This window comes from Mesorhizobium sp. LHD-90 (assembly GCF_030929505.1).
Lineage (GTDB): Bacteria > Pseudomonadota > Alphaproteobacteria > Rhizobiales > Rhizobiaceae > Kumtagia.
Genome location: NZ_JAVFVV010000003.1, coordinates 67,780 through 84,019 on the forward strand (window position 1 = coordinate 67,780; position 16,240 = coordinate 84,019).

The window sequence follows — 16,240 nt, forward strand, 5'->3', positions numbered from 1 at the left end:
GGGTGGGGTCGCCTCCGCTGGACGCGACCTCGATCCGGTGCCGGAAAGAACGTCGCAGCCGGCCGCTTGTACCCCACCCGGTCCGCTACGCGGACCACCCTCCCCTCAAGGGGGAGGGAAGGCCGCAACCATCAGGAGTCCCATGCCCATCCTCGCCCTCCAATCCGTTTCGAAATCCTTCGGCGCCCTGAAGGTCGCCGATGCGGTTTCGTTCGACCTTTCGCAAGGCGAGGCGCTGGGCATCATCGGGCCGAACGGCGCCGGCAAATCGACGCTGTTCAACCTGATCACCGGCAACATTGCCGCCGATGCCGGCGCCGTCCATTTCGCGGGCACGGATGTCACGCGCACCCCGCCGATGGCGCGCTGCCTCGCCGGCATCGGCCGCACTTTCCAGATCCCGCAGCCCTTCGAAAAACTGACGGTGTTCGAGAATTTGCTGGTGGCCGCCGCCTTCGGGTCGCGGAAGCGCGAGGCGGACGTCACCGACCGCTGCGCCGGTATCCTGGTCGAGACCGGGCTTCTCGACCGCGCCAACCAGCCCGCCGGCAGCCTCGGCCTTTTGCAGCGCAAGCGGTTGGAACTCGCCCGGGCGCTGGCGACCGATCCAAAGGTGCTGCTGCTTGACGAGATCGCCGGCGGGCTGACCGAAGGCGAATGCGAGGCGCTGGTCGCAACCATCCGCGCCGTGCATCAACGCGGCACCTCGATCGTCTGGATCGAGCATGTCCTGCACGCGCTGAACGCCGTGGTCGGCCGGCTGCTGGTGTTGAATTTCGGCAAGGTGATCGGTGTCGGAGAACCCGACGAGATCATGGCCTCGCGCGAGGTGTGCGAAATCTATCTCGGGATCGAAGTCTGATGACGCTGCTGGAGACACGCGGCCTGACGGCGCGCTACGGCGATTTCCAGGCGCTGTTCGGCGTCGATATCGCGCTGGAGGCCGGCGAGATCGTCGCCATCATCGGCGCCAACGGCGCCGGCAAGACGACGCTGATGCGCTCGATCTCCGGCGTGCTGAAAAACGCCGCTGAGCAGATCATGTTTGGCGGCGAGCCGATCGGCGCGCTTTCGGCGCCCGACGTGATGGCGCGGGGCATCGCCATGGTGCCGGAGGGACGAAAACTGTTCCCGTCGCTGTCGGTTGAGGAGAATTTGCTCATCGGCAAGTATGGCCGAGCGGTGGACGGGCCATGGTCGCTGGAAACCATCTACGGGCTCTTCCCGATTTTGAAGGAGCGGCGCAACAGCCCGGCCCCGGCGCTGTCCGGCGGCCAGCAGCAGATGGTGGCGATCGGCCGGGCGCTGATGTCTAACCCGCGCGTGCTGCTCTGCGACGAGATCAGCCTCGGCCTGGCGCCGGTCGTCATCCGCGACATCTACGCCGCCTTCCCGGCGATCCGTGCGGCGGGAGCCTCGGTCGTCATCGTGGAGCAGGATGTTTCGCAGGCGCTAAAAGTCGCGGATCGCGTCTACTGCATGATGGAGGGGCGCGTGACGCTCACCGGCACACCGGCTGCGCTGACGCGCGAGGACATCCATGCGGCGTATTTCGGGGTGCGGGGATGATGGCGATGTTCCATGCTTCCTCTTGGCGGCGATCGTCGCGGCTAGCCCCCTTCTCCCCGTTTACGGGGAGAAGGTCCCGGCAGGGGGATGAGGGGCGGGAGGCTACTTTTCAGAATCTAGCGCTGCCCCTCATCCGCCCCTTCGGGGCACCTTCTCCCCGTGAACGGGGAGAAGGTGGAGCCCGTCCATGAACTGGCTCGACACCATCGTCCAGGGCCTCCTGCTCGGCGGGCTCTACGCACTGTTCGCGGCGGGCCTGTCGCTCGTCTTTGGCATCATGCGCCTCGTCAATCTTGCGCATGGCGACTTGATCGTGCTCGCCGCCTTCCTGATTCTGGTGCTCGTCAGCGCGCTCGGCCTCAACCCGTTCGTCGCGGCGCTGGTCGCCATGCCCGTCATGTTCGGCATCGGCTGGCTCTTGCAGTCGCAGCTTTTCAATCGCACGCTCGGCCCGGATATCCTGCCGCCGCTGCTGGTCACCTTCGGCCTGTCGATCGTCATCCAGAACGCCCTACTCGAAGGCTTTTCCGCCGACAGCCGCCGCATTTCCGCCGGGGCACTTGAAACCGCGTCGCTGGCGCTCGGGCCGGTCAATGTCGGGGTGATGCCGCTCCTGACCTTCCTGTCGGCGGTTCTCGTCATCATCGGGCTGAACCAGCTCTTCTACCGCACCGCGCTCGGCCGCGCCTTCCGCGCGACATCCGACGACGCGGTCATCGCCGGGCTGATGGGCATCAAGCCTCACCGCATCTTCGCCACCGCCACCGGCATCGCCATGGTGGTGGTCACCATTGCCGCGCTCTATCTCGGCACGCGCGCCAATTTCGATCCGACCGTCGGCCCGGCGCGGCTGATCTACGCCTTCGAGGCGGTGATTATCGGCGGGCTGGGCTCATTGTGGGGCACGCTGGCGGGCGGCGTGATCATCGGCGTGGCGCAGACGCTTGGTGCGTCAATCAATCCCGAGTGGCAGATTCTGGCGGGACATATTGCGTTCCTGCTTGTGCTGCTGGTCCGTCCGCGCGGGCTGTTTCCAAGGGCGGTGGATTGAGGGATGGCAATGTTTTTATCCCTTCGCACCCCCCTCTGTCCTGTCGGACATCTCCCCCGCAAGGGGGGAGATTGGCTGTCGCCGCGGCTTTCGCCAATCCCCGATGTTGCAGAAGAGGCGGCTTCGCTGAAGCTGCTAATCTCCCCCCTTGAGGGGGAGATGTCCGACAGGACAGAGGGGGGTGGGAAGGAACGCAGCCGTCCAAGTGCGAAGGAGCGCATTCGTTCCATCGCCAGCGCAAGCATGGGTGGAGTCTGATGGACGCATCCCACACCCCCTGGCGTGTCGAAACCCGCACCAATGCCTCGCGCGCCTTCGCCATGGCGGCGGCGATTGTCGTCGTCCTCGGCCTCGTCGCCCCGCTGTTCATCTCGCGCGGCCTGCTGCGGGACCTGTTCTTCATCCTCACCATGCTGACGCTCGCCCAGAGCTGGAACCTGCTCGCCGGTTATGCCGGCCTGGTCTCCGTCGGCCAGCAGGCTTTTGTGGGCTTCGGCGCCTATGCGATGTTCGCCTGCGTCATCCTGCTAGGCCTCGACCCGCTGGTGTCGATCCTGATCGCAGGCATCGCTGCTGCGTTGCTTGCCATCCCGACGGGCTTCTTCGCCTTCCGTCTGCAGGGCGCGTATTTCGCCATCGGCACCTGGGTCATCGCCGAGGTGGTGCGGCTGCTTCTGGCGCAATGGAAGGCGCTGGGCGGCGGCACCGGCACGTCGCTGCCCTCGGGCACGACGCGCGACATGTTCGGGGTGAAGGCGGTCGGCGACCTGTTCGGCATGCGCGCCGCCCAAGCCGCCGACGTCGTCTGCTACTGGCTGGCGCTGGCGCTCGCCGTCGCCACCATCGGCTTCGTCTACCGGCTGCTGCGCTCGCGCCAGGGACTGGCGCTGGCCGCCGTGCGCGACAACCAGGAGGCGGCGCGCTCCGTCGGCGTCGACGCGCGCCGCGTAAAAACCTACGTCTATCTCGCCACCGCCTTCATCACCGGGCTCACCGGTGCGCTGATCTACGTGCAGAAGGCGCGCATCTCGCCCGACGCCGCCTTCTCCGTCATCGACTGGACCGCCTACGTCATCTTCATCGTCGTCATCGGCGGCATCGGTACCATTGAAGGGCCGATCGTCGGCGTCATCGTCTTCCTGCTGCTCCAAAACATGCTCGCCGACTACGGCTCCTGGTACCTGCTGGTGCTCGGCCTGATCGGCATCGCCATCATGCTGTTCGCGCCGCGCGGCCTGTGGGGCCTGTTCACCGAGCGCACTGGAATCCAGTTCTTCCCGGTCCGCCGCGCGCTTCGCGGTGGGCCGACCCGCATCGCCACCAAGGGAGCGCCGCATGGCTGACATTTCCACCGACGTCCTCATCATCGGCACCGGCCCGGCCGGGTCGGCCACCGCCGCGCTGCTTGCCACCTACGGCGTCGAGAACATGGTGATCAACCGCTACCGCTGGCTGGCGAACACCCCGCGCGCCCACATCACCAACCAGCGCACCATGGAAGTGCTGCGCGACCTCGGCCGCGAGGTCGAGGACGAGGCCTATATGTTCGCTACCGAGCAGGATCTGATGGGCGAGAACATCTTCTGCACCTCGCTGGCGGGTGAGGAGATCGGCCGCATGCGGAGTTGGGGCAAGCACCCGCTGTCGCGCGCCGAGCATTACCTTTCCTCGCCCAGCCACATGAACGACCTGCCGCAAACCTTTATGGAACCTCTGCTTTTCAAGACCGCCTGTTCGCGCGGCGCGCAGGCGCGCATGTCGACGGAATACGTGTCCCACTTGCAGGATGCCGACGGTGTCACAACGACCTGCCACGACCGCCTGACCGGCAAGGACATCACCATCCGCTCGAAATATCTGGTCGGCTGCGACGGCGGCAATTCGAAGGTCGCCGAACATGCCGGGCTGACCTTCGAGGGCAAGATGGGCGTCGGCGGCTCGATGAATATTTTGTTCAAAGCCGACCTGTCACGCTACGTCGCGCACCGTCCGTCCGTGCTCTATTGGGTGGTGCAGCCCGGCGCCGACGTCGGCGGCATCGGCATGGGCCTGGTGCGCATGATCCGCCCGTGGAACGAGTGGCTGATCGTCTGGGGCTATGACATCAACGGTCCCGAGCCGAAGGTCGACACCGCCTTCGCCACCAAGGTGGCGCGCGACCTGGTCGGCGATCCGGACCTGGAGGTCGACATCCAGTCGGTCTCCACCTGGACCGTCAACAACATGTACGCGACCAAAATGTCGGCCGGCCGCGTCTACTGCATGGGCGACGCGACCCACCGCCATCCGCCGTCCAACGGGCTGGGCTCCAACACCTCGATCCAGGACGCGTTCAATCTCGCCTGGAAGCTGGCGCACGTGCTGAAAGGCAAGGCCGGCCCGAAACTGCTCGAGAGCTTCAACACCGAGCGCGCGCCGATCGCAAAACAGATCGTGACCCGCGCCAACCAGTCGATCGAGGAGTTCGGGCCGATCTTCAAGGCGCTCGGCCTGCTCGATTCCATCGATCCGGTGAAGATGCAGCAGAACATGGACGCGCGCTGCGACGACACGCCGGAGGCCGAGGAGCAGCGCAGGAAGATCCGCGAGACCGTCGCCTTCAAGGTCTACGAGTTCGATGCGCATGGCGTGGAGATGAACCAGCGCTATCATTCGGACGCGGTTCTCACCGACGGGCAGCCGGAGCCGGCCTTCGAGAAGGACGCGGAACTGCACTACCAGCCGACGACCTGGCCCGGCGCACGCCTGCCCCATGTCTGGGTCTTCGACAACCACGGCGGCAAGGTTTCGACGCTCGACCTTGCCGGAAAGGGCCGTTTTTCCGTGCTCACCGGCATCGGCGGTCAGGGCTGGGTCGAGGCGGGAAAAATCGTCGGCAGGGAACTTGGCCTCGACATTGCCGCCCACATCATCGGCCCGCGCCAGCATTGGCAGGATTTTACCGGCGACTGGGCGCGGGCACGCGAGGTGCGCGACAGCGGCATCGTGCTGGTGCGGCCGGACCAGCATGTCTGCTGGCGCCGCGAAATCATCGCCGACGATCCTGTGGCGGAACTGCGCCGCGTGCTGAAATCAATCCTGGCTCTGTGAGGAACGATCATGGAAGCGCACGAAAAAGGATTCTTCACCGAGGAGAACTCGGTGGAAGTCGTCACCGGCCGCAACGCCAGCGCCAAGGACGTGCGGCTGAAACAGGTGATGGAGGTCCTCACCCGAAAGCTGCACGAGGCGGTGAAGGAGATCGAGCCGACTCAGGACGAGTGGATGCAGTCCATCCTCTTCCTCACCCGCACCGGCCACATGTGCAACGACTGGCGGCAGGAATTCATCCTGCTGTCCGACGTGACCGGCGTCTCCATGCTGGTCGACGCCATCAACAACCGCAGGCCGTCCGGCGCCTCCGAATCCACCGTGCTCGGCCCGTTCCATGTCGCCGACGCACCGGAACTGCCGATGGGCGCCAACATCTGCCTCGACCAAAAAGGCGAGGACATGGCGATCTCCGGCCGCATCCTCGATACGGCGGGAAAGCCTATTGCCGGCGCGGTGCTGGACGTCTGGCAGGCTAATGACGAAGGTTTTTACGACGTGCAGCAGAAGGGCATCCAGCCCGACTTCAACCTGCGCGGCATGTTCCGCACCGGCGCCGACGGCCGCTACTGGTTCCGCGCGGTCAAGCCGAAATTCTATCCGATCCCCGACGACGGTCCGGTCGGGCAACTGCTCGGGGCGCTCGGCCGCCATCCCTACCGCCCCGCGCATCTGCATTTCATCATCAAGGCCGAAAATTTCGACCCGCTGGTCACCCACATATTCGACCCGGACGACCCCTACATCAATTCAGATGCCGTGTTCGGCGTGAAGGAGAGCCTGCTCGCGGAGTTCAAGCGGGTAGACGATCCGGCAAGATCGAAGGAACTCGGCTTCGATGGCTGGTTCTGGGATGTCGAGTACGATTTCGTGCTGGCAGGGAAGGGGGATAGCTGACAGGCGGAGCCGGCGCTGGTATTCATTCTGGTGCGTCCTTCGAGGCTCGCCCGTTGAGGCTTTTTACTTGTGTTTCCAACGTGTTGCAGGCTCGCACCTCAGGATGAGGACCGTTATGCTTGCAATGCTAACCTTCCTCGTCGATCTGGCATGGATGTTGAAGCGCTGGTTTCCAGCGCGAATTGGCGCCGGATGATCACAGAGCTAAGCATCCAACCTTGGCGATTGGCGTTGCAGGCACAACGGTCCTCATCCTGAGGTGCGAGCCCGCAACGCGTTGGTGATTGGAGTGAAATCGTTGGAAGGGGCGAGCCTCGAAGGACGCACTGCTATTGCAACATCTCCTGGAGCCACCCATGCAGGTCAAACGCATCGTCGCCAACATCGCCACGCCGGACGTCGCTGCCGCAAGACGCTTCTACGGCGACATCCTCGGCCTCGATTTGCTGATGGATATGGGCTGGATCGCCACCTACGGCTCGGACACGACGATGAGCGTCCAGCTCAGCGTGATGTCGCAGGGCGGGTCGGGAACGCCGGTGCCCGACATCTCCATCGAGGTCGACGACCTAGACGAAGCGCTCGAGCGCGTTCACAAGGCCGGCATTGCCATCGAATACGGCCCGGCGGAAGAGCCGTGGAACGTGCGCCGCTTCTACGTGCGCGATCCCTTCGGACGGCTGGTGAACATTCTCATGCACATGTGAAGGCTGTTTGTGGCAGGCCGCGTCCGATCCCAATGTCTTTTGGTCTGCTGTCCCGCCTAGCTGGAACACCCCTCATCCGACCTCGCTTCGCTCGGCCACCTTTTCCCACAAGGGGAGAAGGGGGAGCGTTGACGCTTTGTCTCGGCGAGTCTCCACCGTTGGCGATTGGCAGAGGCGGCGGTGCCAGGCTCCACCTTCTCCCCCTTGTGGGAAAAGGTGGCCGAGCGAAGCGAGGTCGGATGAGGGGTGTTCCAGCTAGGCGAGACGGAGCGCAGTGGATTCCCTCTCCCCGGCGGTATCCGCCTACACCCGCTCCAGCGCCACCGCGATGCCTTGTCCGACCCCGATGCACATGGTCGCCAGCGCCAGCTTCGCGCCGCGCTCGCGCAGTTCCAATGCCGCCGTGCCGGTGATCCGTGCACCCGACATGCCGAGCGGATGGCCGAGCGCGATTGCCCCGCCATTCGGATTGACGTGAGGCGCATCCTCCGCGATCCCGAGTTCACGCAGCACGGCGATACCCTGCGAGGCGAAGGCTTCGTTCAGCTCGACCACGCCGAAATCCTTCGGCGACAGACCCAGCCGCGCGCACAGTTTTTTGGTCGCCGGCGCCGGGCCCATGCCCATGATGCGCGGCGCCACGCCCGCCGTCGCCCCGCCGAGGATTCTTGCGATCGGCGTCAGCCCGTATTTTTTCGCCGCCGCTTCCGACGCAATGATCAGTGCCGCCGCGCCGTCATTGACGCCCGACGCATTGCCGGCCGTCACTGTGCCGCCCTGGCGGAACGGCGTCGGCAGTTTCGCCAGCGTCTCGACGGTCGTGCCGGCGCGCGGATGCTCGTCTTTCGAAACCACCACCGGATCGCCCTTGCGCTGCGGGATCGTCACCGGCGCGATTTCCTTGGCCAGCCGGCCGTTTTGCTGAGCCGCCACCGCCTTGTCCTGGCTGCGCGCGGCAAAGGCATCCTGGTCGGCACGCGATACGGCAAAATCCTCCGCCACGTTCTCACCGGTCTCCGGCATGGAATCGATGCCGTACTGTTTTTTCATCAGCGGGTTGACGAAACGCCAGCCGATGGTCGTGTCAAAAATCTCGGCGTTGCGCGAAAAGGCGGTTTCCGCCTTGGGCATGACAAACGGCGCGCGCGACATCGATTCGACCCCGCCGGCGATCATCAGTTCGGCCTCGCCCGCCTTGATGGCGCGGGCGGCTGATATGACGGCGTCCATGCCCGAGCCGCACAGCCGGTTGATCGTCGTGCCGGAGATTTCCTTGGGCAGGCCGGCAAGCAGCAGCGCCATCCGCGCCACGTTGCGGTTGTCCTCGCCCGCCTGGTTGGCGCAGCCGAAGATCGTGTCGTCCACCGCGCTCCAGTCGACCGCCAGGTTACGCTCGACCAGCGCCTTCAGCGGGACGGCGCCGAGATCGTCGGTGCGTACCGACGAAAGCTGCCCGCCGAAGCGGCCGATCGGGGTGCGGATGTAGTCGCAGATGAAAGCTTCGGTCATTTGTCGGTGTTCCTGATGTCTGGAGCAGATTGACGATTCGTTGCTACGACGTCCGCCTCCTCCACCACGCTTCGCAGGGGAGGAACCCATGGGGCCGCCGGCTCGCCCTGGATCCTCCCCCATTTACGGGGAGGGGGACCATGCGAAGCATGGTGGAGGGGGCGTAACGAGTTGCTAAGCCGCCCTCTTCACCGTCCCCTCATGCGACGCTTTCGTCCGCGCCTGCAAGTCGCGCAGCGTTGTCAACTCGAGTTCGGTCGGCGCCGGCGTTTCCTCCAGCCGTTCGGCGAATTTCACCGTCCAGCCGCAGGTCTCCTGCACCTTTTCCCGCGTCATGCCGGGATGCAGCGATACCACCGTGAACTCCTTGGTCACGGCGTCCGGCTTCCAGATGGCAAGGTCGGTAATAAGCAGTGTGGGGCCAGCCGTGTCGATGCCCAGCCTTTTGCGGTGGTCGCCGCCCTCGCCGTGCCCGAATGAGGTGAAGAAATCGATTTTTTCCACCATGCCGCGTTTTGACTGCGCCATGGTGATGTAGACCTGGTGCGAGGAGGTGGCGATCTCCGGCGCGCCGCCGCCGCCAGGTAGGCGGGTCTTCGGATGGAAATAGTCGCCGATGACAGTGGTGTTGATGTTGCCGAACCTGTCGAGCTGTGCGGCGCCCAAAAAACCGATGGTGATGCGGCCGCCCTGCAGCCAGTAGCGGAACATTTCCGGCACCGGCACGGTGGTCACCGCCGTCTCGCAGAGCTCGCCGTCGCCGATGGAGAGCGGCAGCACCTCCGGCGCGGTGCCGATCGTGCCGCTCTCGTAGATCAGCGTGATGTCCGGCGCATGCGTCAGCCGCGCCACGTTGCAGGCAGCCGAAGGCGCGCCGATGCCGACGAAACAGACGTCGTCATTGGTCAGGGCGCGCGAGGCCGCGATCGTCATCATCTCGTTGGGGGTGAAGGTGCTCATGCCGCTTTCCTCAGATGCTCGACGCGGCCGGCGAAATCCTCGGCAGTCTTTTCCATCACGTTCTTCTGCATCCATTCCCGGAACCGCTCGCGGTCGGCGGCGATCTCGTCCCATTCCAGATAGGCCGCGTTGTCGCGGGCGTAGTAGCCATGCGTATAGGAGGGATGCGAGCCGCCAGGCACGACCGAAATCGTATGGACCGTCCAGGCGGGCAGCACGCAGAGGTTCGGGTGCAGGTCGTCGAAATCGTCGACGACTTCCTCGACCGTCACCACGGCGCGTTTCGCCGCCAGCACCGCTTCCTTCTGGATGCCGACGATGCCTTCCACCAGCACATTGCCCTTGCGGTCGGCTTTCTGGGCATGGATGAAGGTCACGTCCGGGCGCACCGCCGGCACCGCGGCGAGTTTCTCGCCGGTGAACGGGCAGGTGACCGACCTGATGTTCGGATTGACCTCGGCCAGTCCGGCGCCGCGATAGCCGCGGAAGATCGCGCAAGGCAGGCCGGCCGCGCCCGCCTCGTAGGCGTTGGCCATGGCGGCGTGGCTATGTTCCTCGATCTCCAGCGGGTGCGGAAAGCCGTTTTCCACCGCGTCGCGCAGCCGGCGCAGCAGGCCGACGCCGGGATTGCCGGCATAGGAAAACACCGCCTTCCTCGCGAGCCCCATGCCGATCATCTGGTCGTAGACCAGGTCCGGCGTCATGCGCACCAGCGTCAGGTCCCTGAAACCCTGGCGGATCGCCTCATGGGCGGCGGCGGTCGGGATCAGGTGGGTGAAACCCTCGAAGGCGGCGGTGTCGCCGTCCTTCAGGTTTTGCGCGACCGCCTCCTTCAGCGGCAGGAATTTCGCCACGGCGTCACCTCCAACATACGAAGAAAGTTCGTATTGCGAACATTTGTTTCTTATGCGATACTATTTCGCGAAGGCTCGAAAATGTCAACCGCCCGACCCTTCACGAAGCAAGGACGCTGTGTTCAATGCCGGAAGCGTCTTCCTCGCGCGATCTCGTCGGATCTCTGGAAAAAGGTCTTGGCGTGATCGAGATCCTCGCCGCGCATCCGGCCGGGCTGACGCTGACGGACACCGCCGAGCGCGCCGGCCTGACCCGCGCCGGGGCGCGCCGCCTGCTGCTGACCCTGGTCGCCGCCGGTTATGCCGGCCAGGACGGGCGCGTCTTCGCGCTGTCGCCAAAGCTGCTGTCGCTGTCGCGCGCCTGGCTGGAGGGCACGTCTCTATGGTCTTTTGCCGAACCGTTCATGCGCGAGGTCGCGGCCGCTATGAACGAGTCCTGCTCGGCCGCCGTGCTTTCCGGTCATGACGTGGTCTATGTCGCCCGCATTCCCGGCGCGCGGATCATGCGGGTGGCGTTGCAGGTCGGCACGCGGCTGCCTGCCTACTGTACTTCGATGGGCCGGGTGCTGATGTCCGGCATGACCCAGGAGCAACTCGCAGACTTCCTCGGCAGCGTGGAACTCATCGCCCATACGCCGAAGACGGTCATCGATGGGTCGGAAATCGCCAGAAGGGTGCGGCAGGCCGCCGAACAGGGTTTTGCCGTTGTCGATGAGGAACTGGAGATCGGCCTGCGCTCCATCGCCGTCCCCATCCGCGACCGGCAGGGCACGATCGTCGCCGCAATCAACGTCTCGACCCAATCGGCCCGGTTTTCCGTCGCCGAGATGAAGCGGACCGTGTTGCCGCCGTTGAAGCAGGCAGCCGAGCGGATCGAGGATTTTTTCGCCCTGCAGTGAGGCGCACAAATCGAGTCGGCGCGCGAACGGAAAAGCTGTGCGGCGAAGCGCAAAGGCTGGATTTTTCAACGTCGACCCGCCAAAAACAGGGGCTGATTAAAGCGCTTCAGGCTCTTTTGCCGTCATTGGAAGTCCAACCCATTGTAATTTATCGATATTCCGAACTTCACGTGCTTACAGGAATGCCGAACCGGAGCGTGTCCTGTCTTCGATATAACCCCGGGAGATCGCCTGCATCCGTGCCTTGCCGAAGCTCGGCCCGTGCCCGCCATGACCGATGCGGATGTCAAGTTTTTCCAATCTTTTCATGGTGTTGAGATAGACGGGGATGTCTGCTCCGGGAATGTCGTCGACCAGCTCATCGTCGTAAATGGCGTCGCCCGAAAAGAATTCGCCGTTGTTTTCGTCCAGCAACGCGATCGATCCGGGCGAGTGGCCGGGCAGGTGCAGCACCGTGAACCGCCGGCTGCCGGTGTCTACGGTGTCGCCGTCGCCGAGCAGTTCGCTCAGCGGCGCCGGTAATAGCCTGTAATCGTTTAAAGAATAGCCGTCGTAGGGCGGCCGCGCGATCGGTTCGTCCTGCCCCGTGAACCACGACGCCAGCGTGCCCTCGTCCTTCATCGTCCGGAAAATCTCCGCCTCCGCTTCATGCCCGGCCCGCCGTTCGAACTCGTGAAAACTGCCGACATGGTCGACATGGGCGTGGGTGGCGATCGCCAGGACCGGTTTGCCTTTTGCCGGCACCGCCTTGGAAAGGCTGGATATTCCGACACCGAAGTCGAGCTGGATGTCGAAGTCTCGGCCCTCGATGCGGTAGAGGTTGGCCCGGAAAAACGAATGCACGAACGGCTCGGTGATCAGCGTCACGCCGGGCGAAACGGACCGGGATTCGAACCAGGAAGACGGCATTATGGCTGCATTCCAACGGTTTAAGCCGAAAGCAGGCGGGCGTGCAGTCCGCCTGCAATATCAGAAAGGCCGTGTTTTTTCAGCCCCCGGTGGTTTGGTGCTGCGAATGGTCCGGTTCGTTGCTCTTTGCCTCGACGGCGAATTCGACGTCGACCTTGCCGGCCTTCTCGAAGGTCAAGGTGCTCGGGAATTTGACGCCGGCCTTCGGGATTTCCTTCAAGTCCATGAACATGATGTGAAAGGCGCCCGGCTTCAGGGCGACCTCGCCGCCGGCGGGAATTTCGACGCCGGCGGTGACCGGTCGCATGGTCATGACACCTTCGGAATTCACCGACATTTCATGGACTTCCGCCTTTCCGGCGATCGGCGAGGTAATGGAGACGAGGCGGTCCGCTGCGGCTCCGTGATTGTTGATGACCATGTAGCCGGCGGCGACTTTTGCGCCGGCCGGTATCTCGCGTGACCAGGGATGGCCGATCTCGAGGTCGCCCAGCTTGAACTCGTGCGCCCAGAGCGGCCGGGAAAGCGCGAAGATCAGCATCAGCGAAAAAGCGAGGATGCCGATCCGCTCCTCGATGCTGCGGAAGCGGGAACGGGCGATTGCGTGCGCGGAGGCGCGTGAAAAGAATCGCATTTCGATTGTCCAATGGTTGGTCCGCGCTCGAAAAGGCTGCGGAATCGGATTGATAGGATGACTGCGTCCGCGGTTGGCGGAACATTGATCGTGCAGGATCAGGTCAGGGCAGGTGGCGCCCGCGGACTGTTGGGATCGTGCTCGTCGTCCGGCGCGAAAACGACGTACGCCTTCGGCATGAACGGCTTGAATTCGCTCGCAAAACCGATAGCGAAGGAAGTCGTTTCGGGCGGCGATGCAAGGCTGGACGCAACGCCGCAGCCCAGCATGCAGCATCCCGGCATCTTGCCGTGATCGCCGCCACCGTCGGGAACGCCATGGTCCGTGCCGGTCATGCAGATCGGGTTGCCGAAGGCGTCCAGCGGGACCTGTGTCCGCCCGGCCGCGAGCGCCGAGGCGCCCGCCAGCGCCTGGACGAGGAACAGCACGGCGGCGACCAGCGCCAGCCTCCTGTTCCAATCCTCGCGCAACAACCTCACGGGCATTTTCTCCCGAACCGGATTTTGATTAGCACGGAGGCGGCCGGTCCCCAACCGGATTGTGCCGCTGCGGCAACGTGCCTTCCGGATCAGCGACACGGAATGCCGCATTCTAAAGCCTTGCCCGCGTGGTCCTCGGTGTTGCGAGCAGCAGGCTGGTTTCCGATCCGGTGATGCCCGCAATGAGACGGATGCGCCGCAGCACGGCGTCCAGTTCCGTCAGCGACGTCGTGCCGATCTCGACCACAAGGTCCCAGCGGCCGTTGGTCGTGTGAATGGCCGAAACCTCCGGAAAGCCGCCCAGTGCGCGGATCACCCGATCGGCCGCGTGGCCCTCGATCTCGATCATCATGATGCCGCGCACCCGCTGGTCGACCGCGTCGGCGCGCAGGATCACCGTGTAGCCGATGATGTCGCCGGACTTTTCCAGCCTTTCCATGCGGCTGCGCACTGTTGCGCGCGACACGCCGAGATCGATGGCGATGTCGGAGATGCTGCGGCGTGCGTCGTGCCGCAGCAGGGTGACCAGTTTTTCGTCAAGCGTGTCCATCATTGCCAATTCGATACACGGAATGATCGAAACGATAAGCCATCTGGAAAGATTTGCCAATTTTATCTGTTCGTTTCGTCAGGCGCGTCTGCTCCAATGCCGGCGATTGACAATTCCATTTTTGAGGGAGCTTCCGATGCTGTGCAGAATCGTCGGCGCGCCGGTGCAGGACGGCGCCGGGCGCATGGGCTGCGAGATGGGGCCGAGTGCGCTGCGGACCGCCGGGCTGGTTTCGGCGCTGCGCGACCTCGGCCATGAGGTCGAGGATCTGGGCGCGGTGCAGGCGGCCGTTGCGTCGCGGGTCGTGCACGGCAATTTGGCGCTGAAGGCGCTGCCCGAAATCTCCGCCTGGACCTCTGCGATCGCCGAACGCGCCTATGCCGCCAGCGCAAACGCCATGCCGATCTTCCTCGGCGGCGACCATTCGATCTCGGCCGGCACGCTCGCCGGCGTGGCGCGTCGCGCCGCCGAGCAGGGGCGTCCGCTGTTCGTGCTGTGGCTGGACGCCCATCCGGATTTCCACACACTCGACACCACCACCAGCGGCAATCTGCATGGCGTGCCGCTCGCCTATGCCAGCGGCCAGCCCGGCTTTTCCGGCTATTTTCCCGATCTCGCGGCGCGGATCGATCCGTCGCGCATCTGCACGCTCGGCCTGCGCAGCGTCGATCCGGCCGAGCGGCGGGCGCTGATGGCAGCCGGCGTCACCGTGCACGACATGCGCGCCGTCGACGAGCACGGCATACCCGCGCTGCTCCGCGCCTTCCTGGCGCGGGTCGAGGCGGAGAACGGCCTGCTGCATGTCAGTCTCGACGTCGATTTCCTCGACCCGTCGATCGCGCCGGCCGTCGGCACCACGGTTCCCGGCGGCGCGACTTTTCGCGAAGCGCACCTCGTCATGGAAATGCTCTCCGACAGCGGACTGGTCACCAGCCTCGACCTGGTCGAACTCAATCCTTTCCTCGACGAGCGCGGCCGCACCGCGACGCTGATGGTCGACCTCACCGCCAGCCTGATGGGCAAGCGCATCATGGACCGCCCGACAAGGAGCTTTTGATCATGCAGCAGAAACTCAACATCGTGCCGTTCGTCAGCGTCGACCACATGATGAAGCTGGTGCTCGCCGTCGGCGTCGAGACGTTCCTGACCGAGCTGGCTGGCTACATCGAGGACGACTTCCGTCGCTGGGAGTTGTTCGACAAGACCCCGCGTGTGGCCTCCCACAGCCATGACGGGGTCATCGAGCTGATGCCAACCAGCGACGGAAAGCTCTATGGATTCAAATACGTCAACGGCCATCCGAAGAACACGCATGAGGGCCTGCAGACCGTCACCGCCTTCGGCGTGCTGGCCGACGTCGGCAGCGGTTATCCCATGCTGCTCACGGAAATGACCATCCTGACGGCGCTGCGCACCGCGGCGATGTCGGCGGTGGCCGCCAAACACCTGGCGCCGAAGGGCGCTCGCACCATGGCGATCATCGGCAACGGAGCGCAGTCGGAATTCCAGGCCATCGCCTTCACGGCGCTGACTGGCGTCGACCGGCTGCGGCTCTACGACATCGATTCAAGCGCGTCGCGCAAGTGCGCGAAAAACCTTGCGGGAATGGGTTTCGACATCACCGTCTGCGCGACCGGCCAGGAGGCGGTGGAGGGCGCCGAGATCATCACCACCGTCACCGCCGACAAGCAGTATGCGACGATCCTCACCGACAACATGGTGGGGCCGGGCGTGCACATCAACGCTGTCGGCGGCGATTGCCCCGGCAAGACCGAGTTGCACCGCGACATCCTGCTGCGCTCCGACATTTTTGTCGAATTCCCGCCGCAGACGCGCATCGAGGGCGAGATCCAGCAGCTTGCCGCCGATCACCCGGTCACCGAACTGTGGCAGGTGATCGCCGGCAAGGCGGAGGGCCGCAAAACTGCCCGGCAGATCACGCTGTTCGATTCGGTCGGCTTCGCCATCGAGGATTTTTCGGCGCTGCGCTACGTGCGCGACAAGCTGCGCGACACCGGCCTCTTCGAAGAACTCGACCTGCTCGCCGATCCGGACGAGCCGCGCGACCTGTTCGGCATGCTGCTGCGCGCCCAGGCGGCCGGAGCGGCGACGGCGGCCGCCGGATAGGGAAC

At 64.6% G+C, this 16,240-nt stretch carries 17 protein-coding genes; 10 read left to right on the forward strand and 7 right to left on the reverse strand.

Annotation, left to right across the window (positions count from 1 at the left end; all coding sequences use genetic code 11):
• Positions 1-142: 142 nt before the first annotated feature.
• From RB623_RS04400 to RB623_RS04430, 7 genes are all read left to right on the forward strand, one after another.
• Positions 143-862 carry an ABC transporter ATP-binding protein gene (locus RB623_RS04400; RefSeq protein WP_308055551.1) on the forward strand — a complete coding sequence of 240 codons (720 nt, stop codon included), beginning with the start codon at positions 143-145 and terminating at the stop codon, positions 860-862.
• Complete coding sequence (locus RB623_RS04405) at positions 862-1,569, forward strand: ABC transporter ATP-binding protein (RefSeq protein WP_308055552.1); 708 nt, start codon at positions 862-864, stop codon at positions 1,567-1,569. Before RB623_RS04400 ends, RB623_RS04405 begins: the two co-directional genes overlap by 1 nt.
• 187 nt (positions 1,570-1,756) lie before the next feature.
• Positions 1,757-2,620, forward strand: coding sequence for a branched-chain amino acid ABC transporter permease (locus RB623_RS04410; RefSeq protein WP_308055553.1), 864 nt, complete (start codon positions 1,757-1,759; stop codon positions 2,618-2,620).
• A gap of 257 nt (positions 2,621-2,877) precedes the next feature.
• Positions 2,878-3,963: a branched-chain amino acid ABC transporter permease gene (locus RB623_RS04415; protein WP_308055554.1), complete on the forward strand. Its 1,086-nt coding sequence runs from the start codon at positions 2,878-2,880 to the stop codon at positions 3,961-3,963.
• Positions 3,956-5,710, forward strand: coding sequence for an FAD-dependent monooxygenase (locus RB623_RS04420; protein ID WP_308055555.1), 1,755 nt, complete (start codon positions 3,956-3,958; stop codon positions 5,708-5,710). The genes RB623_RS04415 and RB623_RS04420 overlap by 8 nt, the downstream gene beginning before the upstream one ends.
• Positions 5,711-5,719: 9 nt before the next feature.
• Complete coding sequence (locus RB623_RS04425) at positions 5,720-6,607, forward strand: intradiol ring-cleavage dioxygenase (RefSeq protein ID WP_308055556.1); 888 nt, start codon at positions 5,720-5,722, stop codon at positions 6,605-6,607.
• A gap of 356 nt (positions 6,608-6,963) precedes the next feature.
• Entirely contained in the window at positions 6,964-7,314 is a 351-nt protein-coding gene (locus RB623_RS04430) for a VOC family protein (protein ID WP_308055557.1), read from the forward strand.
• 303 nt (positions 7,315-7,617) lie between these two features.
• On the opposite strand, the gene pcaF is transcribed toward RB623_RS04430, so the two are convergent.
• The 3 genes from pcaF to RB623_RS04445 all read right to left on the reverse strand — a co-directional run bounded on the left by pcaF (position 7,618) and on the right by RB623_RS04445 (position 10,637).
• On the reverse strand, positions 7,618-8,823 hold the full coding sequence (gene pcaF / locus RB623_RS04435; RefSeq protein ID WP_308055558.1) for a 3-oxoadipyl-CoA thiolase: 1,206 nt from the start codon (positions 8,821-8,823) through the stop codon (positions 7,618-7,620).
• Positions 8,824-8,997: 174 nt separating this feature from the next.
• Complete coding sequence (locus tag RB623_RS04440; RefSeq protein WP_308055559.1) at positions 8,998-9,783, reverse strand: CoA-transferase subunit beta; 786 nt, start codon at positions 9,781-9,783, stop codon at positions 8,998-9,000.
• Entirely contained in the window at positions 9,780-10,637 is an 858-nt protein-coding gene (locus RB623_RS04445; protein ID WP_308055560.1) for a CoA-transferase, read from the reverse strand. The genes RB623_RS04440 and RB623_RS04445 overlap by 4 nt, the downstream gene beginning before the upstream one ends.
• Before the next feature lie 125 nt (positions 10,638-10,762).
• Here RB623_RS04445 and RB623_RS04450 point away from each other — a divergent pair, with 125 nt between their 5' ends.
• Positions 10,763-11,536, forward strand: coding sequence for an IclR family transcriptional regulator C-terminal domain-containing protein (locus RB623_RS04450; RefSeq protein ID WP_308055561.1), 774 nt, complete (start codon positions 10,763-10,765; stop codon positions 11,534-11,536).
• Positions 11,537-11,710: 174 nt separating this feature from the next.
• On the opposite strand, the gene RB623_RS04455 is transcribed toward RB623_RS04450, so the two are convergent.
• From RB623_RS04455 to RB623_RS04470, 4 genes are all read right to left on the reverse strand, one after another.
• Complete coding sequence (locus tag RB623_RS04455) at positions 11,711-12,445, reverse strand: MBL fold metallo-hydrolase (RefSeq protein WP_308055562.1); 735 nt, start codon at positions 12,443-12,445, stop codon at positions 11,711-11,713.
• A 79-nt stretch (positions 12,446-12,524) separates the two neighbouring features.
• A complete protein-coding gene (locus tag RB623_RS04460) occupies positions 12,525-13,079 on the reverse strand; it encodes a copper chaperone PCu(A)C (RefSeq protein WP_308055563.1) in 555 nt (184 codons plus the stop codon).
• Between the two features lie 98 nt (positions 13,080-13,177).
• Positions 13,178-13,564, reverse strand: coding sequence for a hypothetical protein (locus RB623_RS04465; protein ID WP_308055564.1), 387 nt, complete (start codon positions 13,562-13,564; stop codon positions 13,178-13,180).
• 106 nt (positions 13,565-13,670) lie between these two features.
• Entirely contained in the window at positions 13,671-14,108 is a 438-nt protein-coding gene (locus RB623_RS04470) for an Lrp/AsnC family transcriptional regulator (protein WP_308055831.1), read from the reverse strand.
• Between the two features lie 136 nt (positions 14,109-14,244).
• Between RB623_RS04470 and rocF the strand changes: the two genes are divergently transcribed.
• Together rocF and RB623_RS04480 are read left to right on the forward strand one after the other, a co-directional pair.
• Entirely contained in the window at positions 14,245-15,165 is a 921-nt protein-coding gene (gene rocF, locus RB623_RS04475) for an arginase (RefSeq protein ID WP_308055565.1), read from the forward strand.
• Positions 15,165-16,235 carry an ornithine cyclodeaminase gene (locus RB623_RS04480; RefSeq protein WP_308055832.1) on the forward strand — a complete coding sequence of 357 codons (1,071 nt, stop codon included), beginning with the start codon at positions 15,165-15,167 and terminating at the stop codon, positions 16,233-16,235. Before rocF ends, RB623_RS04480 begins: the two co-directional genes overlap by 1 nt.
• Positions 16,236-16,240: the final 5 nt, after the last annotated feature.